Source organism: Pseudomonas sp. LY-1 (assembly GCF_053502595.1).
Genome location: NZ_CP094353.1, coordinates 4,082,016 through 4,105,716, shown reverse-complemented (window position 1 = coordinate 4,105,716; position 23,701 = coordinate 4,082,016). Strand labels below are relative to the sequence as shown.

22 protein-coding genes are annotated in these 23,701 nt (G+C 63.6%); 11 read left to right on the top strand and 11 right to left on the bottom strand.

Annotated features, from left to right (window positions below):
* The first annotated feature begins 140 nt into the window (after positions 1–140).
* From MOQ67_RS18660 to MOQ67_RS18625, 8 genes are all read left to right on the top strand, one after another.
* Complete coding sequence (locus MOQ67_RS18660) at positions 141–989, top strand: transporter substrate-binding domain-containing protein (protein ID WP_017846653.1); 849 nt, start codon at positions 141–143, stop codon at positions 987–989.
* 52 nt (positions 990–1,041) lie between these two features.
* A complete protein-coding gene (locus tag MOQ67_RS18655) occupies positions 1,042–1,704 on the top strand; it encodes an amino acid ABC transporter permease (RefSeq protein WP_017846652.1) in 663 nt (220 codons plus the stop codon).
* 11 nt (positions 1,705–1,715) lie between these two features.
* Positions 1,716–2,378 (top strand): amino acid ABC transporter permease, encoded by a 663-nt coding sequence (locus tag MOQ67_RS18650; protein ID WP_017846651.1) that lies wholly within the window; start codon positions 1,716–1,718, stop codon positions 2,376–2,378.
* On the top strand, positions 2,375–3,157 hold the full coding sequence (locus tag MOQ67_RS18645) for an amino acid ABC transporter ATP-binding protein (RefSeq protein ID WP_102618084.1): 783 nt from the start codon (positions 2,375–2,377) through the stop codon (positions 3,155–3,157). The genes MOQ67_RS18650 and MOQ67_RS18645 overlap by 4 nt, the downstream gene beginning before the upstream one ends.
* A gap of 23 nt (positions 3,158–3,180) precedes the next feature.
* Positions 3,181–3,570: a RidA family protein gene (locus MOQ67_RS18640; RefSeq protein WP_198717651.1), complete on the top strand. Its 390-nt coding sequence runs from the start codon at positions 3,181–3,183 to the stop codon at positions 3,568–3,570.
* Between the two features lie 166 nt (positions 3,571–3,736).
* Entirely contained in the window at positions 3,737–4,501 is a 765-nt protein-coding gene (locus MOQ67_RS18635; protein WP_026139982.1) for an IclR family transcriptional regulator, read from the top strand.
* A gap of 9 nt (positions 4,502–4,510) precedes the next feature.
* The gene (locus tag MOQ67_RS18630; RefSeq protein WP_198717652.1) at positions 4,511–5,719 is read left to right on the top strand and encodes an amino acid deaminase; all 1,209 of its coding nucleotides are present in this window, start codon (positions 4,511–4,513) and stop codon (positions 5,717–5,719) included.
* Between the two features lie 117 nt (positions 5,720–5,836).
* Positions 5,837–6,745 (top strand): sugar kinase, encoded by a 909-nt coding sequence (locus MOQ67_RS18625; RefSeq protein ID WP_198717653.1) that lies wholly within the window; start codon positions 5,837–5,839, stop codon positions 6,743–6,745.
* Between the two features lie 105 nt (positions 6,746–6,850).
* Here the strand turns inward: MOQ67_RS18625 and MOQ67_RS18620 are convergent, their stop codons facing one another.
* The 11 genes from MOQ67_RS18620 to MOQ67_RS18570 form a co-directional block, all read right to left on the bottom strand.
* Positions 6,851–7,126, bottom strand: a complete 276-nt coding sequence (locus MOQ67_RS18620) for a peptidylprolyl isomerase (protein WP_046383114.1) — start codon at positions 7,124–7,126, stop codon at positions 6,851–6,853.
* 32 nt (positions 7,127–7,158) lie between these two features.
* Positions 7,159–8,967, bottom strand: coding sequence for an ATP-binding protein (locus MOQ67_RS18615; RefSeq protein ID WP_198717654.1), 1,809 nt, complete (start codon positions 8,965–8,967; stop codon positions 7,159–7,161).
* Positions 8,968–9,106: 139 nt separating this feature from the next.
* Complete coding sequence (locus MOQ67_RS18610; RefSeq protein ID WP_198717655.1) at positions 9,107–11,062, bottom strand: acetoacetate--CoA ligase; 1,956 nt, start codon at positions 11,060–11,062, stop codon at positions 9,107–9,109.
* 158 nt (positions 11,063–11,220) lie between these two features.
* Positions 11,221–11,994, bottom strand: a complete 774-nt coding sequence (locus tag MOQ67_RS18605) for a 3-hydroxybutyrate dehydrogenase (protein ID WP_017846642.1) — start codon at positions 11,992–11,994, stop codon at positions 11,221–11,223.
* A gap of 7 nt (positions 11,995–12,001) precedes the next feature.
* The gene (locus tag MOQ67_RS18600; RefSeq protein ID WP_017846641.1) at positions 12,002–13,393 is read right to left on the bottom strand and encodes a GntP family permease; all 1,392 of its coding nucleotides are present in this window, start codon (positions 13,391–13,393) and stop codon (positions 12,002–12,004) included.
* 285 nt (positions 13,394–13,678) lie between these two features.
* On the bottom strand, positions 13,679–15,094 hold the full coding sequence (locus MOQ67_RS18595; RefSeq protein WP_104903025.1) for a sigma-54 interaction domain-containing protein: 1,416 nt from the start codon (positions 15,092–15,094) through the stop codon (positions 13,679–13,681).
* A 108-nt stretch (positions 15,095–15,202) separates the two neighbouring features.
* Positions 15,203–16,780, bottom strand: coding sequence for an ABC transporter ATP-binding protein (locus tag MOQ67_RS18590; RefSeq protein WP_104903026.1), 1,578 nt, complete (start codon positions 16,778–16,780; stop codon positions 15,203–15,205).
* Positions 16,781–16,790: 10 nt separating this feature from the next.
* Positions 16,791–17,813, bottom strand: coding sequence for an ABC transporter permease (locus MOQ67_RS18585; RefSeq protein WP_017846638.1), 1,023 nt, complete (start codon positions 17,811–17,813; stop codon positions 16,791–16,793).
* Positions 17,813–18,874, bottom strand: a complete 1,062-nt coding sequence (locus MOQ67_RS18580) for a microcin C ABC transporter permease YejB (protein WP_198717960.1) — start codon at positions 18,872–18,874, stop codon at positions 17,813–17,815. Before MOQ67_RS18580 ends, MOQ67_RS18585 begins: the two co-directional genes overlap by 1 nt.
* The gene (locus MOQ67_RS18575) at positions 18,874–20,733 is read right to left on the bottom strand and encodes an extracellular solute-binding protein (RefSeq protein WP_104903028.1); all 1,860 of its coding nucleotides are present in this window, start codon (positions 20,731–20,733) and stop codon (positions 18,874–18,876) included. Before MOQ67_RS18575 ends, MOQ67_RS18580 begins: the two co-directional genes overlap by 1 nt.
* Positions 20,734–20,863: 130 nt before the next feature.
* Complete coding sequence (locus tag MOQ67_RS18570; RefSeq protein WP_003208024.1) at positions 20,864–21,145, bottom strand: peptidylprolyl isomerase; 282 nt, start codon at positions 21,143–21,145, stop codon at positions 20,864–20,866.
* A 161-nt stretch (positions 21,146–21,306) separates the two neighbouring features.
* Between MOQ67_RS18570 and MOQ67_RS18565 the strand changes: the two genes are divergently transcribed.
* The 3 genes from MOQ67_RS18565 to pdxH all read left to right on the top strand — a co-directional run bounded on the left by MOQ67_RS18565 (position 21,307) and on the right by pdxH (position 23,674).
* Entirely contained in the window at positions 21,307–22,497 is a 1,191-nt protein-coding gene (locus tag MOQ67_RS18565) for an NnrS family protein (RefSeq protein WP_198717959.1), read from the top strand.
* A gap of 9 nt (positions 22,498–22,506) precedes the next feature.
* Positions 22,507–22,926, top strand: a complete 420-nt coding sequence (locus MOQ67_RS18560) for a hypothetical protein (protein WP_057005429.1) — start codon at positions 22,507–22,509, stop codon at positions 22,924–22,926.
* Positions 22,927–23,026: 100 nt separating this feature from the next.
* A complete protein-coding gene (pdxH, locus tag MOQ67_RS18555) occupies positions 23,027–23,674 on the top strand; it encodes a pyridoxamine 5'-phosphate oxidase (protein WP_102618078.1) in 648 nt (215 codons plus the stop codon).
* The last annotated feature ends 27 nt before the right edge of the window (positions 23,675–23,701 follow it).

Below are 23,701 nucleotides of genomic sequence, written 5' to 3'. Positions count from 1 at the left end.
TGTTTATATCGCTGATTTAAAAAGAGTTTATTCCCAACCTATTTTCCCACTCGTGCGTATGGCACACTTTCTGCTGTCTATTCCGTTGTTACATACTAAGTTCCGGTATAGCGGAATACACAACTCCTGGAGTGCTTGTCATGCATCACCGACCTTCCGTGTTCAAAGCGTGTGTTTTTCTCTTCGCCGCATCGGCTTCCCTCGCAAGCACTGTGCAGGCGGCGGGCAGCAAGCTCGATGATGTGCTCAAGCGTGGGCATCTGATCGTGGGTACAGGCAGTACCAATGCGCCGTGGCACTTCCAGGGAGCGGATGGCAAGTTGCAGGGGTTTGATATCGACATCGGCCGCATCGTGGCCAAGGGCTTGTTCAACGACCCGAGCAAGGTCGAGTTTGTGGTGCAGTCCTCCGACGCGCGGATTCCCAACCTGCTGACCGACAAAGTCGACATGAGTTGCCAGTTCATTACCGTCACCGCCAGCCGTGCGCAGCAGGTGGCGTTTACCCTGCCGTACTACCGCGAAGGCGTCGGCCTGCTGCTGCCGAACAACAGCAAGTACAAGGAGATCGAAGACCTGCAGGCCGCCGGCGACGGCGTCACCGTGGCCGTGCTGCAAAACGTCTACGCCGAAGAACTGGTCCACCAGGCGCTGCCCAAGGCCAAGGTCGACCAGTACGACAGCGTCGACCTGATGTACCAGGCGGTGAACTCCGGCCGCGCCGATGCGGCCGCCACCGACCAGTCTTCGGTCAAGTACCTGATGGTGCAGAACCCCGGCCGCTACCGCAGCCCGGCGTATGCCTGGAGCCCGCAAACCTACGCGTGCGCGGTCAAGCGTGGCGACCAGGACTGGCTGAACTTCGTCAACACCGCGCTGCACGAAGCCATGACCGGTGTCGAATTCCCCACCTACAAGGCCTCGTTCAAGCAATGGTTCGGCGTCGACCTGCCGGAGCCGGCGATTGGTTTCCCCGTCGAGTTCAAGTGATTCGTGAAAACCGGGGCGCCGCGAACGGCGCCCCCATCAGGTACTGTCGACCATGAACTATCAGTTGAACTTTGCCGCCGTGTGGCGCGACTTCGACACCTTGCTGGCGGGGCTGGGGCTCGGCCTCGAATTGGCGCTGCTGTCGATCGCCATCGGTTGCGTGATCGGCCTGCTGATGGCGTTTGCCATGCTGTCCAAGCACCGCGCGCTGCGCCTGTTGGCCTCGGTGTATGTGACGGTGGTGCGCAATACGCCGATCCTGGTGCTGATCCTGTTGATCTACTTCGCCTTGCCCAGCCTGGGTATCCGCCTGGACAAGATCCCGTCGTTCATCATCACCCTGTCGCTGTACGCCGGTGCCTACCTGACCGAAGTGTTCCGCGCCGGGCTGCTGAATATTCCCAAGGGCTTGCGCGAAGCCGGGTTGGCCATCGGCCTGGGCGAGTGGCGGATCCGCGCCTATATCACCGTGCCGGTGATGCTGCGCAACGTGCTGCCGGCGCTGTCGAACAACTTCATTTCGCTGTTCAAGGACACCTCGCTGGCCGCCGCGATCGCGGTGCCGGAGCTGACCTATTACGCCCGCAAGATCAACGTCGAAAGCTACCGGGTGATTGAAACCTGGCTGGTCACGACCGCGCTCTACGTGGCCGCCTGTTACCTGATCGCCATGCTGCTCCGTTACTTGGAACAGCGTCTGGCGATCCGTCGTTAGAAGAGGCTCGCATGTACCAATCCCCCAGCTGGCTGCATGAGTTGTGGATCGCCCGGGACACCCTCTGGGCCGGGTTCCAGGCCAGCGTCTATGTCTCGGCGCTGGCGATTATCTTCGGCACCCTGATCGGCATCGTCGCCGGGTTGATCCTGACCTACGGCAGATTCTGGATGCGTCTGCCGTTTCGTCTGTATGTCGACCTGATCCGTGGCACGCCGGTGTTTGTGCTGGTGCTGGCGTGTTTCTACATGCTGCCGGCGCTCGGTTGGCAGATCAGCGCGTTCCAGGCCGGTGCGGTCGGGCTGACGCTGTTCTGCGGCTCCCACGTCGCGGAGATCGTGCGCGGCGCGCTGCAAGCCATTCCCCGCGGGCAAATGGAAGCGGGCAAGGCGATTGGCCTGACGTTCTACCAGTCCCTGGGCTACGTGCTGTTGCCCCAGGCGCTGCGGCAGATTTTGCCGACCTGGGTCAATTCCTCCACGGAAATCGTCAAGGCCTCGACCCTGCTGTCGGTGATCGGCGTCGCCGAGTTGCTGCTCAGTACCCAGCAGGTGATCGCGCGCACTTTCATGACCCTGGAGTTCTACCTGTTCGCGGGTTTTCTGTTTTTTGTCATCAACTACGCCATCGAGTTATTCGGGCGCTACATTGAAAAGCGGGTGGCCTTGCCATGAACCAACCTCAAACGACCCAACCGCTGCTGGACATTCGCGGCCTGCGCAAACAATACGGCACGGTGGAAGTGCTCAAGGGCGTCGACCTGTCCATGCAGCGCGGCAACGTGGTGACGTTGATCGGCTCCAGCGGCTCGGGCAAGACCACGCTGCTGCGCTGCGTCAACCTGCTCGAAGAGTTCCAGGGCGGTCAGATCAGCCTGGATGGCGAGTCCATCGGCTACAGCGACGTCGCCGGCAAGCGCGTGCGCCACCCGGAGCGGGTAATCGCCCAGCACCGCGCCATGACCGGCATGGCCTTCCAGCAGTTCAACCTGTTCCCGCACCTGACGGCGCTGCAGAACGTCACCCTGGGCTTGTTGAAAGTTAAGAAAATGCCTAAGGACGAAGCCGTGGCCTTGGCGGAAAAATGGTTGGACCGTGTAGGGCTCCTGGAACGCCGCAATCATTTCCCCGGCCAGTTGTCCGGCGGCCAGCAACAGCGCGTGGCCATCGCCCGTGCGATTGCGATGAACCCCAGCCTGATGCTGTTCGACGAAGTCACCTCGGCCCTCGACCCGGAACTGGTGGGCGAAGTGCTCAGCGTGATCAAGGGCCTGGCGGAAGAGGGCATGACCATGTTGCTGGTGACCCATGAGATGCGTTTTGCCTACGAAGTCTCGGACAAAATCGTCTTCATGAACCAGGGGCGCATTGAAGAACAGGGCTCGGCGAAGGACATCTTCGAACGCCCGCAGTCGCCGCGCCTGGCGGAATTCCTGAAGAACATTCGTTTTTAACTGTCAGTCAAGGAGCACTATTTATGAGCATTACTCGTTACGGCACCGGCAGCACCGCCGGCGGCGGCCAGCCTCGGCCTTTCGCCCGCGCGGTGGAAGCGGACGGCTGGCTCTACGTCTCGGGCCAGGTGCCAGCGGTGGACGGTGAAATCATTAGCGGCGGCATCGTCGAGCAAACCCGCCAGACGATGCGCAACGTGGTGGCGATTCTCGAAGAGGCTGGCTACGCCTTGAACGACGTGGTGCGCGTCGGCGTGTGGCTGGAAGACCCACGGGATTTCTGGAGCTTCAACAAAGTCTTCGGCGAATACTTCAGCTCCGAACACGCCCCGGCACGCGCCTGCGTGCAGGCCAACATGATGGTGGATTGCAAGGTCGAGATCGATTGCGTGGCCTACAAGAAAAAGGGCTAAATGCCCCACTCTTGAAACCACAGTAAATCCAATGTGGGAGGGGGCTTGCCCCCGATAGCGGTGTATCAGCAACAGATGTGTCCACTGGCACACCGCCATCGGGGGCAAGCCCCCTCCCACAGTGGACCTGCGCCAGCCCTACCATTTCGAGCGGACCGAAACTGCCATGACCGAAGACACCATCAAACGCCGCGCCAAAGGCCTGGACCGTGCATTCGATATCCTCGATTTCCTCAAGGAAGTCGGCCAGCCCCTGCGCCCGAATGATATCGCCAGCGGCATCGGCAGCCCCAAGTCCACGGTCTACGAGTTGGTCGCCTCCTTACTGGAACGCCGCATCCTGGAAACCGTGGGCAAGGACGGGCACGTCTACCTCGGCCGTCAGCTGTACTTCCTCGGCCAGGCGCACCTGCGCCATTTCGACCTGACCCGCGAGGCCGACCACGCCTTGCAGGCGATCGTCAGCCAGACCCACGAAACCGCGCAGATGTGCCTGCTCAACGGGCGCAAATATACGGTGGCGCTGATGCGTGAAGGCGAGCGGCATTTCCGGATTTCCTCGGACATCGGCGAAAACGCACCGATCCCGTGGACCGCGTCCGGGCGCCTGTTGCTGGGGCATTTGAGCGACCAGCAGATCGTCGACCTGATCGACCCCGACGATTTCATCCTGCCGGACGGCCAGCGCTTGCCGCTGGAGACCTTCCTCGCACAGATCCGTCAGGCCAGCGTCGATGGCTTCTTTTCCTTCGACAGCGTGGCCGACACCTTTACCCATTGCTTTGCCGCCCCGGTCCGGGACGCGCAGGGCATCAGCATTGCGACCCTGTGCATCGTCGCGCCCCGCGCCGATGCCAGTAAAAACTACAACGACTATCGCCGGGTGTTGATCGAAAGCGCCAACAACCTGGCCCGTCGCATCAACGAATAGGAGCAGTTCATGCCTGCCATCAACGCCGTTGCAAAGGGCACCGCCGCTGTCGGCGCCCATCTGGTCCGTGACGTCAGCCTGCCGGCCCTGGTGCTGCACCGCGACGCCCTCGAACACAACATCCGCTGGATGCAGGCCTTTGTCAGCAACAGCGGCGCCGAGCTTGCGCCCCATGGCAAAACCAGCATGATGCCGGCCCTGTTCCAGCGCCAGATCGCCGCCGGTGCCTGGGGCATCACCCTGGCCAGCGCGGTACAGACCCGCGCCGCCTATGCCGGCGGTGTGCGCCGTGTGTTGATGGCCAACCAACTGGTGGGCGCACCGAACATGGCGTTGATCGCCGACTTGCTGGCCGACGCAGACTTCGACTTCCACTGCCTGGTCGACCACCCGGACAACGTCGCTGACCTGGGCCTGTTCTTCGCCGCCCGTGGCCTGCGCCTGAACGTGATGATCGAGTACGGCGTGGTCGGCGGCCGTTGCGGTTGCCGCAGCGAGCAAGAGGTGCGCGATCTGGCCACGGCGATCAAGGCCCAGCCGGCGCTGGCCCTGACCGGTATCGAAGGCTACGAAGGCGTGATCCACGGCGAACACGCCATCACTGGCATCCGCGACTTCGCCGCGAGCCTGGTGCGCCTGGCGGTGGACCTGCAGAACAACGGCTCGTTCGACCTGGCCAAGCCCATCGTCACCGCGTCGGGGTCGGCCTGGTATGACCTGATCGCCGAGTCCTTCGAAGCGCAAAACGCCGCCGGGAGTTTCCTCAGCGTGCTGCGTCCCGGCAGCTACGTGGCCCATGACCATGGCATCTACAAAGATGCGCAATGCTGCGTGCTCGACCGGCGCAGCGACCTCAGCGAAGGCCTGCGCCCGGCGCTGGAAGTCTGGGCCCACGTGCAATCGTTGCCTGAGCCTGGCTTCGCGGTGGTCGCCCTGGGCAAGCGCGATGTGGCCTACGACGCCGGTTTGCCGGTGCCGCTCAAGCGCTACAAGGCTGGGATCGTGCCGGCGCAAGGCGATGATGTGAGCGCGTGCAAGGTCACCGCGGTGATGGACCAGCATGCGTTCATGAGCGTTGCGCCAGGGGTTGAGCTGCGCATCGGCGACATTATTTCCTTCGGCACTTCCCACCCGTGCCTGACGTTCGACAAGTGGCAGGTCGGTTGCCTGGTGGATGAGCAACTGCAGGTGATCGAGTCACTGCATACCTGCTTCTAGACCGCGTCGCCTCCATCGCAGGCAAACCCGCTGCGCCCTTTGGATGTGTGAACACATTCAAAGGTAGGAGCGGGCTCGCCCGCGACGGGGCCATCAGCCGCACCGGAGACAACAGGCATGAACACCACACCCCGCATCGCCCTCATCGGCGAATGCATGATCGAACTGCAACACCGCGCCGACGGCAGCCTGCACCAAAGCTTCGGCGGCGACACCCTGAACGCCGCGGTGTACCTGCGCCGCGAGTTGGGGGCGCTCGGCCTCGTCGACTACGTCACCGCCCTGGGCGATGACAGCTTCAGCGACGCTATGTGCCAACAGTGGACCGACGAAGGCCTGGGCCTGAGCATGGTCCAGCGCCTGCCCGGGCGGTTGCCGGGGTTGTACTGCATCCAGACCGACGCCAACGGCGAGCGCAAATTCCTCTACTGGCGCAACGAAGCGGCCGTGCGCGACTGCTTCACCACGCCCGCCGCCGCTCCGATCCTGGCAGCGTTGCCGGGCTATGACGTGGTGTATTTCAGCGGCATTACCCTGGCGGTGCTCGGTGAAGTCGGGCGCGAGCGCTTGTTGCAGGCCTTGATCGAAACCCGTCGGCGCGGCGGCCGGGTGGTGTTCGACAACAACTACCGGCCGCGTTTGTGGGCGAGTGTCGAGGTGGCGCGTGCGGCCTATCACAAAGTGTTGGCCGAGGTGGATATGGCCTTGCTGACCGAAGATGACGAGCGCGCATTGTTTGGTCATGCCGACAGCGAACAGGTGTTCGCAGCGTATCCGGCAGTCGCGGAAGTGGTGCTCAAGCGCGGTGCCGAGGACTGTTTGATTCGTTGCGCAGGCCAGCGTTTTGTCGTGCCGGCGTTGAAGGTCGAGACGGTGGTAGACACCACGGCGGCGGGGGACTCGTTCAGCGCGGCGTACCTGGCCAGTCGGCTCAAGGGCGGCTCGCCGCAAGAGGCGGCCTTGGCCGGGCATCGGTTGGCGAGCCGGGTGATCCAGGTGCCGGGGGCGTTGATTCCTAGGGGGTGAATGGCCGCCTGCGGCGGATCGGGGGCAAGCCCCCTCCCACAGTGAGCGCAATGCGGTCGAATGTGGGAGGGGGCTTGCCCCCGATAGCGCCCTAAAGCCAACCCCTCAATCCCGATAAAACACCTGCACCAAGTGATACCCAAACTTGCTCTTGACCGGCCCATGCACCACCCGCAGCGGCTTCTTGAAGATCACCGCATCAATCGCGCCGACCATCTGCCCCGGCCGGATCTCGCCCAGATCGCCGCCGCGCTTGCCGGACGGGCAGGTGGAGTACTTCTTGGCCAGCACATCGAACGCTTCGCCCTTGGCGATGCGCTGCTTGAGCTGTTCGGCTTCTTCACTGGTTTTCACCAGGATATGGCGGGCTTGGGCTTTCATGGTTCTCTACCGGGGTGTGCGACGGCGCGCGATTATGCCTGAACTGGATCGTCGACGCTGATCATGCTGCGGATTTTGGTGGCGAGCACGTCGATGGAAAACGGCTTGGCCACCATGTCCATGCCGTCTTCCAGAAAGCCCTGGCGTTCGGCGGCTTTTTCCGCATAACCGGTCATGAACAGGATGCGCAGGCCCGGGCGGTGCTGACGGGCGATTTCCGCCAGTTGCCGGCCGTTCATGCCCGGCAGGCCGACGTCGGTCACCAGCAAATCCACGCGCAAGTCCGATTCCAGCAGCGGCAAGGCGGTGCGTGCATCCGCGGCCTGGTGCGCGGTGTAGCCCAGTTCATCGAGGACATTGACCACCAGCATGCGGACCGCCGGGTCGTCCTCGACCACCACTACGGCCTCTCCGGCCAGGGCCACGGGCGCGGCCTCACTGAGGCTGGCCGGCAAGCTGCTTGCCAGGGAAGTGCCGTGCAGGCGCGGCAGATACAAGCGCACGCAGGTGCCCTGGCCCGGTTCGCTGTGGAGGGTCACATGGCCACCGGATTGCTGGGCGAAGCCATAGATCATCGACAGCCCCAGGCCGGTGCCCTGGCCGATGGGCTTGGTGGTGAAAAACGGATCGAAGGCTTTGGCCAGGATTTTCGGTGCCATGCCGGTGCCGTTGTCGCGCACGCCGAGCATCACGTAATCACCGGCCTTGACCGGTTCCGGGGTGGTGATGTCGGTGCCGTCGAGGTAGCTGTTGGCGGTTTCGATCAGCAGTTCGCCACCATCGGGCATGGCATCCCGCGCGTTGATCACCAGGTTGAGCAGGGCGTTTTCCAGCTGGCTGGCGTCGCTGTTCACCGGCCAGATATCGTGGCCCAGTTGCACCTTGAGCGTGATGTGCGCGCCCTTGGTGCGCTGGAACAAGTCTTCCAGCGAGGCCACCAACTGGTTCGGGTCGAGCGGGCGGCGGTCCAGTGACTGGCGCCGCGAGAACGCCAGCAGGCGGTGGGTGAGGGCGGCGGCGCGATGGGCGGAGGCCACGGCGGCGTCGGCAAAGCGGCCGATGTCGTCGCTGCGCCCGGCGGCGATGTAGCGTTGCATCAGGTCCAGGCTGCCGATGATGCCGGTGAGCATATTGTTGAAGTCATGGGCGATGCCGCCGGTGAGTTGGCCCACCGCTTCCATTTTTTGCACGTGGCGCAGGGCGTCTTCGGCGCGTTCGCGTTCGACCATCTCGTTTTGCAGGCGCTGGTTGGCCTCGGCCAGTGCCAGGGTGCGCTGGGCCACACGCTCTTCGAGGTTTTCGTTGAGGTGGCGCAGGCGTTGCTCGGTGCTTTGCTGGGCTTTGAGGCTGGCTTCGGAGCGCTGTTGCAGTTCCTGGGTGAACTGGCGGCGTTCGTTGGTTTCGATGGCGGTGACGAGGATGCCGGCGACGCTGCCGCGTTCATCGCGGATCGGGCTGTAGGTCAGGTCGAGCCAGATCTCGGTGTCGCGCTGGTTGCGTTGCAGCACAAAGCGCTGCTCACTGAAGGAGCGCACCTGGCCGCTGAAGACCGCGTCATAGATCGGCGCGGTGAAACTGTGTAATTCCGGCCAGGTCTGGTGCGCCGGCTGGCCCATTGCGTCGGGGTGCTTGTTGCCCGCCAGCAGGGCGAAGGCGTCGTTGTAGAGTTGGATGAGTTCGCGGCCCCACAACAGCTGCATCGGCATCGGCGAGTGGACGACGATATCCACGGCGGTACGCAGGCTTTGCGGCCAATCATTGGCCTCACCGAGCGGGCTTTTGGCCCAGTCCAGCCGCGCAATCAATGCGGCGGCTTCGCTACCGGTGGATGTTTCCTTCATAAAAAGCCCTGAGCGTAACGCTTTGAAAAATGACAACAGCGATTATCCGGTGGGATAGCGGTGGGTGACTACCCCCGAAAAATAGCATGCATTGGGTTTTTTTCTGCAAATGAGTGCGTTGGCGCTGAAACCTTTCATCTTAAAGCGCCAGCTCAGGCCGGTCGCGAAACTGTGCCAGGGCCTCCGGGTTGGCCAGCGCGTCGGTGTTTTTCACCGGTTCGCCGTGTACCACATTGCGCACCGCCAGTTCGACGATCTTGCCGCTGATGGTGCGCGGGATATCGCTGACAGCGAGGATCTTCGCCGGTACATGGCGTGGTGTGGTATTGGCGCGGATCACCTGGCGGATCTGCTGTTCGAGGGCGTCATCCAGTTCGACGCCGTCGTCGAGTCGCACGAACAGCACGACTCGCACATCGTCTTGCCAGCGTTGGCCAATGGCCAGGCTTTCCAGCACCTGCGGGACTTTTTCCACCTGCCGATAGATCTCGGCGGTGCCGATCCGCACGCCGCCAGGGTTGAGCACCGCGTCGGAGCGCCCGTGAATCAGCAGGCTGCCGTTGGGCCGCTGTTCGGCGTAGTCGCCCTGGGCCCACACGCCGGGGAATTGGCTGAAATAGGAGGCGCGCAGTTTTTTCTGCTGCGGGTCGTTCCACAGGCCGATGGGCATGGCGGGGAAGTGCCGGGTACACACCAGTTCGCCTTTTTCACCGAGCAACGGCCGCCCCTGGTCGTCCCACACCTCGATGGCCATCGCCAGGCTCTTGCATTGCATTTCGCCGCGGCGTACCGGCAGCACCGGGTTGCCGATGACGAAGCAGGAGACGATATCGGTGCCGCCAGACATCGATGACAGGCACACCTCGGCCTTGATCTCGCGGTACACGTAGTCGTAGCTCTGCGGCGACAGCGGCGAGCCAGTCGAAATCAGGCCCTTGAGGCTGCTCAGGTCATGGCTCAGGCGCGGCTGCAGGCCGGCTTTTTCCAGGGTGGCGAGGAACTTGGGGCTGGTGCCGAACACGCTGATCCGTTCCGCGTCGATCAGGTCGATCAAGCGCTCGGGGCCAGGGTGAAATGGCGAGCCGTCGTACAGCACGGCGGTGGCGCCGAGCGCGAGTACCGAAACCAGCCAGTTCCACATCATCCAGCCGCAGGTGGTGTAGTAGAACAGGCAATCCTCGCGGGACAGGTCCGCATGCAGGCCGTGCTCCTTGAGGTGGGTGAGCAGCACGCCGCCGGTGCCGTGGATGATGCATTTGGGCACGCCAGTGGTGCCGCTGGAATAGAGGATATACAGCGGATGGTCGAACGGCACCGCGACGAACTCAGGCGCGCCGCCCGGTTGGTAGAAGTCACTCCACAGCGCGACGTTGGCGTCGCTCCGATAGTCCTCGACCCGCGCCTGGGGCCGGGCATACGGCACGACGATCAGGTGCTGCAGGGACGGCAGGCGTTCGAGGATCTCGTTGAGCTTGGCGCTCTGGTCGATGGTTTTGCCGGCGTAGCGGTAACCGGCGCAGGCGATCAGCACCTTGGGCTCGATCTGGCCGAAACGGTCGATCACGCCTTGGGTGCCGAAGTCCGGCGATGAGCACGACCAGATCGCGCCCAGGCTGGTGGTGGCCAGCATGCCGACCAGGGTTTGCCAGGTGTTGGGCATACACGCGGCAACCCGATCGCCCAGCCCGACCCCGGCCGCCCGCAGGCTGCGTTGCAGGCCGGCGACGTGGGCGGCCAGTTCGGCGTAGCTCAGTTGCTCGCGCTGGCCGTCTTCGCTGATGGCGACCACGGCGGGGTGAGCGTCGCGACGGCGCAGCAGGTGCTCGGCAAAGTTCAGGGTCGCGCCGGGGAACCACTCGGCGCTGGGCATCGCGGCGCCTTCGATCAATACCGCGCTGGGCGGGCTGCGAAACTGCACGTCGAAAAACGCCACGATCGCCTGCCAGAAGTCGGCGCGCTGGTCGATGCTCCACTGGTGCAACGCCGGGTAGTCGTCGAGCTGCACGCTATAGCGGTCATTGATAAAGCGCCGGAACTGGTCCATCCGGGTGTGACGGATGCGTTCGGGGGAGGGTTGCCAGAGGATCTCGGACATAAGCACGTCTCTTATTCTTGTACAGGTCTTCCAAACAGTGGAGTTCGAATGTGGGAGGGGGCTTGCCCCCGATGGCGGAGTATCAGCTAGCACATGCGGTACTGACCCACTGCCATCGGGGGCAAGCCCCTTCCCACATTGGATTTTCTGTGTTTGGTCTATTGGGCCAGCCAACCACCATCGATGTTCCATGCCGCGCCGCGCACTTGGGCACCGGCCTCGCTGCACAAAAACAACACCAGCTCACCCAGTTGCGGCGGGGTGACGAACTCCAGCGACGGCTGCTTCTCTGCCAGTAAATCATGTTGCGCCTGCTGCGGGTCGACACCATTGGCCGCGCGATCATCGATCTGCTTCTGCACCAGCGGCGTCAGCACCCAGCCGGGGCAGATCGCGTTGCAGGTCACGTTGCTGGTGGCGGTTTCCAGGCCGACTACCTTGGTCAGGCCGATCACGCCATGCTTGGCCGCGACGTAGGCGGCCTTGCCCACCGAACCCACCAGGCCATGCACCGAGGCGATATTGACGATACGCCCCCAGCCCTTGGCCTTCATGCCCGGCAGGCTCAGGCGCGTGCTGTGGAACACCGACGACAGGTTGATCGCGATGATCGCATCCCAGCGCTCCACCGGAAACTCGTCCACCGCCGCCACATGCTGGATGCCGGCGTTGTTGACCAGAATATCCACACCGCCGAATTCGCGCTCGGCGTAGGCGAGCATGTCGGCGATCTGCGCCGGGTCGCTGACGTCCGCCGGGTGATGCCCGACCTTGCCGCCGAACGCCTGTACCTGGGCGATCACCGCGCTGGCGTCGCCGAAGCCGTTGAGGATCAGGTTGGCGCCGGCCTCGGCCAGGCTCAGCGCTATGCCCAGGCCGATACCGCTGGTGGAGCCGGTGACCAGGGCGGTCTTGCCGTTCAAGTTCGTCATGAAAACCTCACACAATGCCGGTGGCGTAGAAAGTACCGATCACCACGAACACCGCGAGGGTCTTGATGATCGTGATGCCGAAGATGTCCTTGTAGGCTTCGCGGTGGGTCAGCCCGGTGACCGCCAGCAAGGTGATCACCGCGCCGTTGTGGGGCAGGGTGTCCATGCCGCCGCTGGCCATGGCCGCGACCCGGTGCAGCACTTCAAGGGGAATATTCGCCGCATGGGCCGCCGCAATGAAACTCTCGGACATCGCCGCCAGGGCGATGCTCATGCCGCCGGACGCCGAGCCGGTGATACCGGCCAGCAGCGTCACCGTAATCGCTTCGTTGACCAGCGGGTTGGGGATGCCCTTGAGCCAGTCCGCCAGCACCAGAAAGCCCGGCAGCGAGGCGATCACCGCACCGAAGCCGTATTCCGAGGCGGTGTTCATCGCCGCCAGCAGCGCACCGCTGACCGCGCTCTTACTGCCTTCGGCGAGCTTGCTTTTGATCGCCGACCAGCCGAACACCAGCACCATGACGATGCCCACCAGCAACGCCGCCTGCACCGCCCAGATCGCGGTGAGCTTGGCGATTTCGGTGGTCACCGGCGCGCTCATGCCCGGCAGGCTGAGGCTGTGGGTCTTGCCGTACCACTGCGGGATCCAGTGGGTGAACAGCAGGTTCATCACGCCCACCAGGAGCAGCGGCGACAGCGCGATCCAGGGGTTGGGCAGGCTCAGGTTCTCGGCGGTTTCCGGCTCGTTGCGCAGTTCGGTGCCGTAGCCTTCACCGGCCCGTTGCGCCTTGTTGCGCTGGTGCGCCAGGTAGAGCATGCCGGTGCAGAACACGAAGATCGTGCCGATCAGCCCCAGCCACGGCGCAGCCCAGGCGGTGGTGTTGAAGAACGTGCTGGGGATGATGTTCTGGATCTGCGGCGTGCCGGGCAGCGCGTCCATGGTGAACGAGAACGCGCCGAGGGCGATGGTCGCCGGGATCAGGCGCTTGGGGATGTCGCTCTGGCGGAACATCTCCGCCGCGAACGGGTACACCGCAAACACCACCACGAACAGCGACACGCCGCCGTAGGTGAGCAGGGCGCAGACCAGCACGATCACCAGCATCGCCTGGCGCGTGCCGAGCAAGCGGATTGCGGCCGCCACGATCGAGCGCGAGAAACCCGACAGCTCGATCAGCTTGCCGAACACGGCACCGAGCAGGAACACCGGAAAATACAGTTTGATGAAACCGACCATTTTCTCCATGAACACCCCGGTAAACGCCGGGGCGACCGCGGACGGGTCGGTGAGCAGGACAGCGCCGAGGGCGGCAATGGGGGCAAACAAGATGACGCTGTAGCCACGGTAGGCAGCCAGCATCAGCAGCGCGAGGGCTGCCAAGGCAATGATCACACTCATGGTGTGTCTCCATCAGATTGTTATTTTTGTGGGGTGATGCGTTGGAGGAGGGCTATAGCGAGATGCGTGCCATGTTCATAACCTATTGAAATACATAGATATTATTGTATCCATGAACAAGCTTTTCAGATCTGGTCTCAATTCAGAGACAAAAACACATCAAAGGTGGGAGGGGGCTTGCCCCCGATAGCGGTGGATCTGTAAAGAATAGGCTGACTGAGGCACTGCCATCGGGGGCAAGCCCCCTCCCACAAGGATTGTCTTTGTTTTGAGAATTTTGTCTCTTTATTGAGATGTAGCCAGCCCCAGCGCGACCATTTTCTTGTACAAGGTCGACCTGCCCAGCCCCAAGCGCTGGGCCGCGGCCACCACATTCCCGCTGCAGGCCTTGAGCGCCGCCGTGATCAGCTGCCGATCGAAGCGCTCCCGCGCCGCCGCGAATGTCTCGCCTTCGAACGTCTCGCCTTCGAACGTTTCCATCGCCTCGTGCGCCACCGGGCTGAACGTGCCGATCGCGGCGCGAATCTCAGCCGCGCCCAACAGCCGGTCATCGCTCAACAACGCCGCGCGTTCCAGCACGTTGCGCAGTTCACGGATATTCCCCGGCCATGCATGCCGCGCCAACAACGCCAGGGCCTCGCGGTCCAGTTCGTGGTGGCTGCGCAGGTCTTCGAGGATCGCTTCGCTCAGCGCCGGAATATCCTCCAGGCGTTCGCGCAACGGCGGCACCTGGATCGGCAGCACATTCAGCCGGTAATACAGGTCGGCGCGAAACTCGCCGCGTTTGATCGCCGCTTCCAGGTCCATGGACGTGGCGGCGATCACCCGCACGTCGCTGTGCCGCATCTCGTTGGAGCCGACCGGTTCGTATTCCTTCTCCTGCAACACCCGCAACAGCTTGCTTTGCAGCGGCAGGGGCATGTCGCCGATTTCATCGAGAAACAGCGTGCCGCCCTGGGCGATCTGCAACTTGCCGGGGCGGCCTTTGCGGTCGGCGCCGGTAAACGCGCCGGGCGCGGTGCCGAAGAACTCGGCTTCGAGCAGGTCATGGGGAATGGCCGCGCTGTTGATGCTGACAAATGCCTTGTGCGCCCGCGTCGAGGCGCCGTGGATCGCCTGGGCCAGCAACTCCTTGCCGGTGCCGGTCTCGCCGAGCAGCAACACCGGCGACTCGGCACTCGCACTGCGCCGTGCGCGGCGTTTGACTTCGAGGCTGGTGGCGCTGGTGCCGATAAAGTGCGCAAAGGTGTACTTGCTCTGGCGTGAACGCAGCAGCGAACGGGTGGACGCCAGCTCTTGCTGCATGCTCAGGTAACGCTCGATCAGCGGCGACAGGTTGCGCAGCTCATCGAACAGCGCAAAGCCGATGGCGCCGATCACCGCGCCGGCGTCGTTGTGGATCGGCAGGCGCATCACCACCAACGGGCCTTTGGGCGTGTCCTGGATATCCAGCAGGATCGGCTGGTCGTTGCGCACCACCTGGCGCAACAGGCTGTTGGCGATGACCTGTTCGCAGGGTTGGCCGATGGCTTCGTCGGCGCTCTTGAGGCCGAAGCGCTTGGCGTAGCGCTCGTTCATCCACACGATGTTCGCGTCGCGGTCGACAATCACCGTGCCTTCGCTGGACTGCTCGATGATCTCGAACAGCGACTGGATGGCCAGGCCGCGAACCTGTTGGTAGTCCTTGAGGCTGGTGTTCATGCGTGCAGAATCCTGTAGGAGCGAGCTTGCTCGCGAAAAACGTTAACGATGACGCGGGCCTGCTGGTTGAACGCGGTGTCCTTGCGCTTTTCGCGAGCAAGCTCGCTCCTACAAGGGGATGTGTGCGGCGGCCAGCAGTTCCTGGGTGTACGGGTGTTGCGGCGATTCAAACACATCATGGCTGGCGCCATGCTCCACCACTTTGCCGTCCTTGATCACGATCATGTCGTGGGCCATGGCGCGCACCACGGCCAGGTCATGGCTGATGAACAGGTAGGTCAGGCCGTACTTGTCCTGCAGCTCGCGCAGCAACGCCACCACTTGCTTCTGCACCGTGCGGTCGAGGGCCGAGGTGGGTTCGTCGAGCAGCATCAGCGCCGGCTTGAGCACCAGCGCGCGGGCGATGGCAATGCGTTGGCGCTGGCCACCGGAAAACTCGTGGGGGTAACGATACCGGCTGGCCGGGTCGAGGCCGACGTCCTTGAGCACCTGGATCACCTGCGCGTCACACTCGGCGAGGCTGCACGGTGCGTGGACTTCCAGGCCTTCGCTGATGATCTGCTGCACCGACATGCGCGGGCTGAGGCTGCCGTAAGGGTCCTGGAACACCACCTGCATCTGTTTGCGCCACGGGCGCATCTGTTTGTGGTTGAGCGCGTCGAGGGCGACGCCCTGGAAGCGGATGCTGCCGGTGGAGTCCAGCAGGCGCAGGATCGCCTGGCCCAGGGTGGATTTACCCGAGCCCGACTCGCCGACGATGCCCAGCGTCTTGCCGCGCTGCACGCTGAGGCTGATGCCGTCCACCGCGCGCAGGTAGGTCTTGCGCTGAAACAGGCCGCCGCCGAGGGGGAATTGCACGCTCAGGTCGTCGACCTGCAACACCGTTTCGCGCGTTTCGCCGCACAGCACCTCGCCCGCCGGTTCAGCGTCGAGCAGCAAGCGGCTGTAGGGGTGTTGTGGCGCGTTGAACAAGGTTTCGCAGTCGGCCTGTTCGACGATCTCGCCGGTATGCATCACACACACGCGCTGCGCCATGCTGCGCACCAGGTTGAGGTCGTGGCTGATCAGCAGCAGCGACATGCCCAGGCGTTGCTGCAAGGATTTGAGCAGCAACAGGATCTTGCGCTGCACGGTCACATCCAACGCGGTGGTGGGCTCGTCGGCGATCAGCAGTTCCGGCTCGCAGGCCAGGGCCATGGCGATCATCACGCGTTGGCGCTGGCCGCCGGAGAGTTGGTGCGGATAGGCCTTGAGCCGTTCCTGGGGGTTCTGGAGGCCGACCAGTTCGAGCAGTTCAATGATGCGCGCCTGTGCTGCTTTGCCGCCCATACCTTTGTGCAACAGCAGGGTTTCGCCGATCTGCTTTTCGATGCTGTGCAGCGGGTTGAGGGAGGTCATCGGCTCCTGGAAGATCATGGCGATGCGGTCGCCACGCAGCTTTTGCAGGGTGGCCGCCGATGCGCCGATCAACTCTTGGCCGCGATAGCGCACGGAGCCGCTGGTTTGCGTGCCGGCTTCGGGCAGCAGTTGCAGAATCGAAAGGGCCGTCACCGACTTGCCCGAGCCCGACTCGCCGACCAGCGCCAGGCACTCGCCGGGGCGCACATCCAGGCTCAGGTTGCGCACCACGGTCTGGCCGCTGAAGGCGACGCAGAGGTCGCGGATCTCGATCAGGTTGTCGCTCATACAGACTCACTCATGCACGGGGGTCGAAGGCATCGCGCAACGCCTCGCCGATAAATACCAGCAGCGACAGAATCAGCGCCAAGGTGAAAAACGCCGTCAGGCCCAGCCATGGCGCTTGCAGGTTCTGCTTGCCCTGGGCGATCAACTCACCCAGCGACGCGCTGCCCGCCGGCATGCCGAAACCGAGGAAATCCAGGGCGCTCAAGGTGGAAATCGCGCCGGTCAAAATAAACGGCAGGTAGCTCAGGGTGGCCGTCATGGCATTGGGCAGGATGTGTCGGCGCATGATCTTGGCGTCGCTCAAACCCAGGGCCCGCGCCGCCTTGACGTACTCCAGGTTGCGCCCGCGCAGGAACTCGGCGCGCACCACGTCCACCAGGGCCAGCCAGGAAAACAGCGCCATGATCCCCAGCAGCCACCAGAAGTTCGGTTCGACAAAGCCGGACAGGATGATCAGCAGGTACAGCACCGGCAACCCGGACCACACTTCCAGCACCCGCTGACCGATCAGGTCGACCCAGCCGCCGTAGTAACCCTGCAACGCGCCCGCGGCGATGCCGATGCTCGCACTGATCGCGGTGAGCGCCAGGGCAAACAGGATCGACACCCGCGCGCCGAAGATCACCCGCGCCACCACGTCGCGCGACTGGTCGTCGGTGCCCAGCCAGTTCACCGCCGAGGGCGGGCTGGGGGCCGGGCGGGTCAGTTCGTAGTTGGGCGTGTCGTCGCTGAACGGCACTGGCGGGAACAGCATCCAGCCGCCGTCCTGCTTGATCAGCTTCTGCACGTAGTCGCTGCGATAGTCGGCCTGGAACGGCAATTGCCCGCCGAACTGCTGCTCGGTGTAGCGCTTGAACACTGGAAAATACAGCTCGTTCTTGAAGCTCAACACCAAGGGCTTGTCATTGGCGATCAACTCGCCGCCCAGGGTCAGGATGAACAGGCCGATAAACAGCCACAGTGACCACCAGCCGCGGCGGTTCTTCTTGAACCGCTCGAAACGCCGACGGGCCACGGGAGATAGATTGAACATCAGGCGTTCCTCGCGGCGAAGTCGATACGCGGGTCCACCAGGGTGTAGCAGAGGTCGCCGATCAGTTTTATCAAGAGGCCGAACAGGGTGAAGATAAACAGCGAACCGAACACCACCGGGTAGTCGCGGGACACCGCGGCTTCGTAGCTCATGCGCCCGAGGCCGTCGAGGGAAAAGATCACCTCGATCAGCAGCGAGCCGGCAAAGAACACGCTGATAAACGCCTGGGGAATCCCCGAGATCACCAGCAGCATCGCATTGCGGAACACATGCCCGTACAGCACCTGCCGTTCGCTCAAGCCTTTGGCGCGGGCGGTGACCACGTATTGGCGCGTGATCTCATTGAGGAACGAGTTTTTCGTCAGGATGGTCAGGGTGGCGAACCCGCCGATCACCAGCGCCGTGACCGGCAAGACCAGGTGCCAGAAATAGTCGGCGACCTTGCCCACCGTGCTCAGTTCGTCGAAGTTTTCCGAGACCAGGCCGCGCACCGGGAACCAGTTCAGCGACGTGCCGCCGGCGAACACCACGATCAGGAACATCGCAAACAGGAACGCCGGCATCGCATAGCCGATCACGATGGCGGTGCTGCTCCACACATCGAAGCTGCTGCCATGGCGCACTGCCTTGCGAATGCCCAATGGGATCGACACCAGGTAGGTGATCAGCGTGGCCCACAGGCCGAGGGAGATGGTCACCGGCATCTTTTCCAGGATCAGGTCGGTGACTGTCGCGCCGCGAAAAAAGCTATTGCCGAAGTCCAGTTGGGCGTAGCTCTTGAGCATCAGCCACAGGCGTTCCGGTGCCGGTTTGTCGAAGCCGTATTGTTTTTCGATGTCCTTGATCAGTTTCGGGTCCAGGCCGCGGCTGGCCCGCGAGCCGCTGCCGAGGCCTTCGCCGGCGGAACCGCCGATGCTGCCGCCGCCGATCCCTTGCAGGTGGGCGATCGCCTGTTCCACCGGCCCGCCGGGCGCGGCCTGCACGATCACGAAATTGACCAGCAGGATGATCACCAGCGTCGGGATGATCAACAGCAGGCGCCGCACGATATAGGCAAACATCAGCGCATCCCTCCGCGTTTTTTAAGCTCCGCGCTCATTTGTGCGTTCGTCAGTGGCGTGGGGCTGATTTCCCACCAGGTTTCCAGGGCTTCGTCATTCTTCGCCTCGATCGCCGGGCGGCCGAAGCGGTTCCACCACGCGGCGGACGTGCCGGGCGGGTAGTAATTGGGGATCCACAGGTAGTTCCATTGCAGCACCCGGTCCAGGGCGTGGGCGTAGGTGAGCATCTGCGCCTGGGTGTTGGCTTTCACCAGGCCCTTGATCAGGCTGTCGACGGCCGGGTCCTTGAGCACTGTGTAGTTGTTGGCGCCCGGGTCGAACGCGGCGGCGGAGCCGAAGTAGTTGTACAGCTCCATCCCCGGCGAGGTGGTGACCGGGAAACCGGTGACGATCATGTCGTAGTCCCGTGTCATCAGCCGGTTGACGTACTGCGAGGAGTCGATGCGACGGATGATCAGGGTGATGCCGATCTGCGCCAGGTTGCGCTTGTACGGCAGCAACAGACGCTCGAGGCCGGGTTGGGCATAGAGGAAGGTGAACTCCAGCGGCTCGCCCTCGGCGTTGACCAGCTTGTCGCCGTCGGGGTTCCAGCCGGCTTCTTCCAGCAGGGCCAAGGCTTGCAGTTGCTTGTCGCGGATCATGCCGCTGCCGTCGGTGACGGGGGCTTTGAAGACCTGGCTGAACACCTCGTCGGGCACCTGGCCGCGCAGGGGTTCGAGGATCGCCAGCTCTTCCGGGGTCGGCAATTCGCTCGCGGCCAGCGGGCTATTGGAGAAGTAGCTCTGTTGGCGGATGTACAGGTTGCGCATCATCTGCCGGTTGGCCCATTCGAAATCCCACAGCATCGCCAGGGCCTGGCGCACGCGGCGGTCCTGGAACATCGGTTTCTGCACGTTGAACACATAGCCCTGGGCCGGTTGCGGCATCTCTTTGGCCAGGTGCGCGCGTTGCAGGCGCCCGTCGTCCAGCGCCGGGCCGTTGTAGCCGATGGAGTAACCGGTGGCGGAGAACTCGCGGTTGAAGTCATACGCGCCGCCACGCAGCACCTGGCGCGCCACTTCGGTGTCGCCAAAATATTCCAGGCTCAGGTGATCGAAGTTGTACAGGCCACGGCTGACCGGCAAGTCCTTGCCCCACCAGTCAGGGTTGCGGGTAAAGGTGATGGTGCTGCCCGCGTCGATCTTGCTGACCTTATACGGGCCGCTGCCCAGCGGCGCTTCGTAGCCGCCGCCGTTGGCGAAGTCGCGGGTTTTCCACCAGTGCTCGGGGAACACCGGCAGGGTGGCGATATCCAGCGGCAGGGTGCGGTTTTCATCGCTGGAAAAATCGAAGCGCACCTGCCGCTCGCCTTCGACTTCGACGTGTTTGACGTCGGCGAACAGCGTGCGAAAGCGCAGGCTGCCCTGGGTCATCAGCAAATCGAAGCTGTAGCGCACGTCTTCGGCGGTGATCGGTGTGCCATCGGCGAACCGTGCCTTGGGGTTGAGGTAGAAGCGCAGCGACAGGCCGTCGTCCGCGCGTTCCATCTTCTCGGCGACCAGGCCGTAGACCGTGTACGGCTCGTCCAGGGAGCGCAGGGCCAGCGGCGAATACAACCAGCCGTCGATCTGGGACACACCGATGCCTTTGTCGATATAGGGCAGCACATGGTCGAAGCGCCCGATCTCGATGGCCGAACGCCGCAGGCTGCCGCCCTTGGGCGCGTTGGGGTTGGCATAGTCGAAATGGCTGAAGCCGGCGCCATATTTGGCCGGTTCGCCATACACGGTCAGGTAGGTTTGCGGGGCCGCGATCACAGCGGTGCTGGCCAGCAGCAGGGCCAGGGTGGAGCTGAATAGAGTCGAAAAAGCCAGTCGCATTATCTGCCTTGAGCGCCGGGTGAAGGAGAATAGGGATTTGTACGCTAACGGCCTGAGCATCGCCAGTCATCCCATGCACAACGGCCCACCAAAAGGCGGGCCGTTGTTTCAAGCATCAGCGTGGACTGAATCAGTCCTGACGGCTGGTGACTTCCAGCAGGTGATAACCGAACTGGGTTTTCACCGGGCCTTGCACGGTGTTGACCGGGGCGCTGAACACGACGGTGTCGAATTCTTTAACCATCTGGCCTGGACCGAACGAGCCCAGGTCGCCGCCTTGACGGCTGGATGGGCAGCTGGAATTGGCTTTGGCGACTTCTGCGAAATCGGCGCCGCCTTCGATCTGGGCCTTGAGTTCGTTGCACTTGTCTTCGGTGGCAACGAGGATGTGACGGGCAGTGGCTTTGGCCATGGGAATTAACTCCTTGAGTAAAAACGCTGAGCGTACCGGATTCAGGCGGTTATTTCCTGGCAAAGTTCCCCTGTCTGTGGCGGGCGTGCTTGATCTACGACAAGGGCAAAGCGCAGGCTGCAGCGCAAGATTGTCGCATTCATCTGTTTAGGAGCCGTGCTATGCAAGTGCTCGATCGACGCAAGGCCATGGCTATTCCCCCATTGTTTCGCCTGGCATTCCGCCCGTTTTTCCTCGGTGCCTGCCTGTTGGCGGTGCTGGTCATTCCTCTGTGGCTGTTCGCCCTGGGCGGCGCCACCGGTACTTGGCAACCGGCCGGCGGCTGGCTGGCCTGGCACCGGCATGAGCTGCTGTTCGGTTTTGGCGTGGCGATCATCGCCGGCTTTTTGCTGACCGCGGTGCAGACCTGGACCGGCCGCCCCGGCCTCAGCGGCGCGCCCCTGGCGTTGCTCGCCGGGTTATGGCTGGCGGCGCGCCTGGGTTGGTTGCTGAACCTGCCGTGGCCGCTGCTGGCGGTGCTGGAACTGAGTTTTCCGCTGGCGGTGGCCGGGGTGATGGGCTGGACGCTGTGGAAGGTCAGGCAAACCCGTAACTACCCGATTGTACTGGTGCTGGGCTTGCTCGCCGTGGCAGACGCGTTGGCGTTGTATGGGTTGCTGACCCATGACGAAGGCGTGGAGCGCCAGGCGGTGCTCACGGGGTTGTGGCTGGTGGCGGCGATGATGGGGCTGATCGGCGGTCGGGTGATTCCATTTTTCACCCAACGTGGCCTGGGCCGGGTCGATGCTGTCAAGCCGTGGCCGTGGCTGGACCGTGTGTTGCTGGGCGGTTCGATCCTGGTGGCGTTGCTTTACGCCAGCGGGCTGGCGGTGTTCCCCAGCTGGTGGAGCGGCGCACTGTTCGCTGTGCTCGGCCTGGGCCACTTGCTGCGCCTGGCGCGCTGGCATGACCGTGGCCTGTGGCGCGTGCCGCTGCTGTGGTCGCTGCACCTGGCCTACGCATGGTTGGCCGTGGCCTGCCTGGGCATGGCGCTGTGGCATTTCGGTGCGCCGCTCAACCCGAGCCTGGCCGTGCATGCGCTGACGATCGGCGCCATGGCCGGGCTGATCCTGGCGATGGTGGCGCGGGTCAGCCTGGGCCATACCGGTCGGCCGTTGCAGCCACCGGGCGGGATGACCCTGGCGTTCGCCCTGTTGAACCTGGCGGCTGTGTGCCGGGTGGCACTGGTGTTGATCTGGCCCGTGGCGGCCTTGTGGCTGGCGGGGCTGTGCTGGTCGGTCGGCCTGGGCTTGTACCTGTGGCGGTATGGCCCGATGTTGTGGCGGGCGCGGGTCGACGGGCACCCCGGTTAGGAGCATTGCATGCTGTATTCGTGGTTGTTGATCGTGCATCTGCTGGCGGCGATCGCCTTTATCGGCACGCTGTTCTTTGAAGTGGTGATCTGGCACAGCGCCCGCGAGGAGCTGGCCTGGTCGGCGCGTTTCACCGCGGAACACGCGATCGCCCGGCGTTCGCGGCGGGTGCTGCATGGCGTGGTGGTGCTGCTGTATGGCGCGGGTATCGGCCTGGCCTGGCATTACCGCGGCCTGCCATGGAACAGTCATTTCGGACTGTTCCTGAGCCTGAAAATCTTCCTCGCCCTGAGCATCATCGGGCACTACCTGCTGCTGGCCTACTGGCTGACCCGCGAGCGCCTGAGCCCCAAGCGTGCGCTGTGGATACGACGCAGCATTCTCGCGCACATGGTGGTGATTGTGGTGCTGGCGAAGTCATTGTGGTGAGCCGCCTGCGGCGCCATGACGCGGCGGATTGTTGATCGCGGTCAAGGGCTAAAACCTGCGCAGTTCCCACACTGTGGCGAATTCTCTGGAGGTTCGTCCCATGCCCCTGTCCCTCGCGCAGCTGCGCCGCAACTACACCCTCTACGGCCTGCGGGACGACGGCGAGCAAGACGATCCGCTGGTGTTGTTCGGCCAGTGGCTGAGCCAGGCGCGCAAGACCGAAGCGCCTCCCGCCGAGGCCAACAGCATGGCCCTGGCCACGGTCGACAGCGAAGGGTACGCCCATTGCCGCATCCTGCTGCTCAAGGGCTTCAGCGCCGAAGGTTTTGTGTTTTTTGGCAATTACCAGAGCGCCAAGGGCGAGGAACTGGCGAGCAACCCCCATGCCGCGATGACGTTTTTCTGGCCCGGCCTGGAGCGCCAGGTGCGTATTGAAGGTGCGGTCGAGCGCCTCGATCCGGCGCTGTCGGACGCCTATTTCCTCGACCGCCCGGCCGCCAGCCAACTCGGTGCCTGGGCCTCGCCGCAGAGTCAGCCGCTGACCCACCGCAGCGAGCTGGAAGGTTTGCTGCGTGAGGTCACCGAGCGGTTCGCCGGCCAGCAACCGCCACGACCCGAGCACTGGGGCGGGTACTGCCTGCAACCGCGCCGCATCGAGTTCTGGCAAGGCCGCCCCGATCGCCTGCATGACCGCCTCGACTACCGCCTGCGAAACGGCGCCTGGCAGCGCACACGGCTGGCGCCCTGACGAGGTACCTCCTTCGAGGAATAGGCC

Bases quoted from the DNA above. Each gene is read 5' to 3' on its own strand.
- MOQ67_RS18660 (WP_017846653.1), top strand. From the start codon at position 141: ATGCATCACCGACCTTCCGTGTTCAAAGCGTGTGTTTTTCTCTTCGCC.
- MOQ67_RS18655 (WP_017846652.1), top strand. From the start codon at position 1,042: ATGAACTATCAGTTGAACTTTGCCGCCGTGTGGCGCGACTTCGACACC.
- MOQ67_RS18650 (WP_017846651.1), top strand. From the start codon at position 1,716: ATGTACCAATCCCCCAGCTGGCTGCATGAGTTGTGGATCGCCCGGGAC.
- MOQ67_RS18645 (WP_102618084.1), top strand. From the start codon at position 2,375: ATGAACCAACCTCAAACGACCCAACCGCTGCTGGACATTCGCGGCCTG.
- MOQ67_RS18640 (WP_198717651.1), top strand. From the start codon at position 3,181: ATGAGCATTACTCGTTACGGCACCGGCAGCACCGCCGGCGGCGGCCAG.
- MOQ67_RS18635 (WP_026139982.1), top strand. From the start codon at position 3,737: ATGACCGAAGACACCATCAAACGCCGCGCCAAAGGCCTGGACCGTGCA.
- MOQ67_RS18630 (WP_198717652.1), top strand. From the start codon at position 4,511: ATGCCTGCCATCAACGCCGTTGCAAAGGGCACCGCCGCTGTCGGCGCC.
- MOQ67_RS18625 (WP_198717653.1), top strand. From the start codon at position 5,837: ATGAACACCACACCCCGCATCGCCCTCATCGGCGAATGCATGATCGAA.
- MOQ67_RS18620 (WP_046383114.1), bottom strand. From the start codon at position 7,126: ATGAAAGCCCAAGCCCGCCATATCCTGGTGAAAACCAGTGAAGAAGCC.
- MOQ67_RS18615 (WP_198717654.1), bottom strand. From the start codon at position 8,967: ATGAAGGAAACATCCACCGGTAGCGAAGCCGCCGCATTGATTGCGCGG.
- MOQ67_RS18610 (WP_198717655.1), bottom strand. From the start codon at position 11,062: ATGTCCGAGATCCTCTGGCAACCCTCCCCCGAACGCATCCGTCACACC.
- MOQ67_RS18605 (WP_017846642.1), bottom strand. From the start codon at position 11,994: ATGACGAACTTGAACGGCAAGACCGCCCTGGTCACCGGCTCCACCAGC.
- MOQ67_RS18600 (WP_017846641.1), bottom strand. From the start codon at position 13,393: ATGAGTGTGATCATTGCCTTGGCAGCCCTCGCGCTGCTGATGCTGGCT.
- MOQ67_RS18595 (WP_104903025.1), bottom strand. From the start codon at position 15,094: ATGAACACCAGCCTCAAGGACTACCAACAGGTTCGCGGCCTGGCCATC.
- MOQ67_RS18590 (WP_104903026.1), bottom strand. From the start codon at position 16,780: ATGAGCGACAACCTGATCGAGATCCGCGACCTCTGCGTCGCCTTCAGC.
- MOQ67_RS18585 (WP_017846638.1), bottom strand. From the start codon at position 17,813: ATGTTCAATCTATCTCCCGTGGCCCGTCGGCGTTTCGAGCGGTTCAAG.
- MOQ67_RS18580 (WP_198717960.1), bottom strand. From the start codon at position 18,874: ATGTTTGCCTATATCGTGCGGCGCCTGCTGTTGATCATCCCGACGCTG.
- MOQ67_RS18575 (WP_104903028.1), bottom strand. From the start codon at position 20,733: ATGCGACTGGCTTTTTCGACTCTATTCAGCTCCACCCTGGCCCTGCTG.
- MOQ67_RS18570 (WP_003208024.1), bottom strand. From the start codon at position 21,145: ATGGCCAAAGCCACTGCCCGTCACATCCTCGTTGCCACCGAAGACAAG.
- MOQ67_RS18565 (WP_198717959.1), top strand. From the start codon at position 21,307: ATGCAAGTGCTCGATCGACGCAAGGCCATGGCTATTCCCCCATTGTTT.
- MOQ67_RS18560 (WP_057005429.1), top strand. From the start codon at position 22,507: ATGCTGTATTCGTGGTTGTTGATCGTGCATCTGCTGGCGGCGATCGCC.
- pdxH (WP_102618078.1), top strand. From the start codon at position 23,027: ATGCCCCTGTCCCTCGCGCAGCTGCGCCGCAACTACACCCTCTACGGC.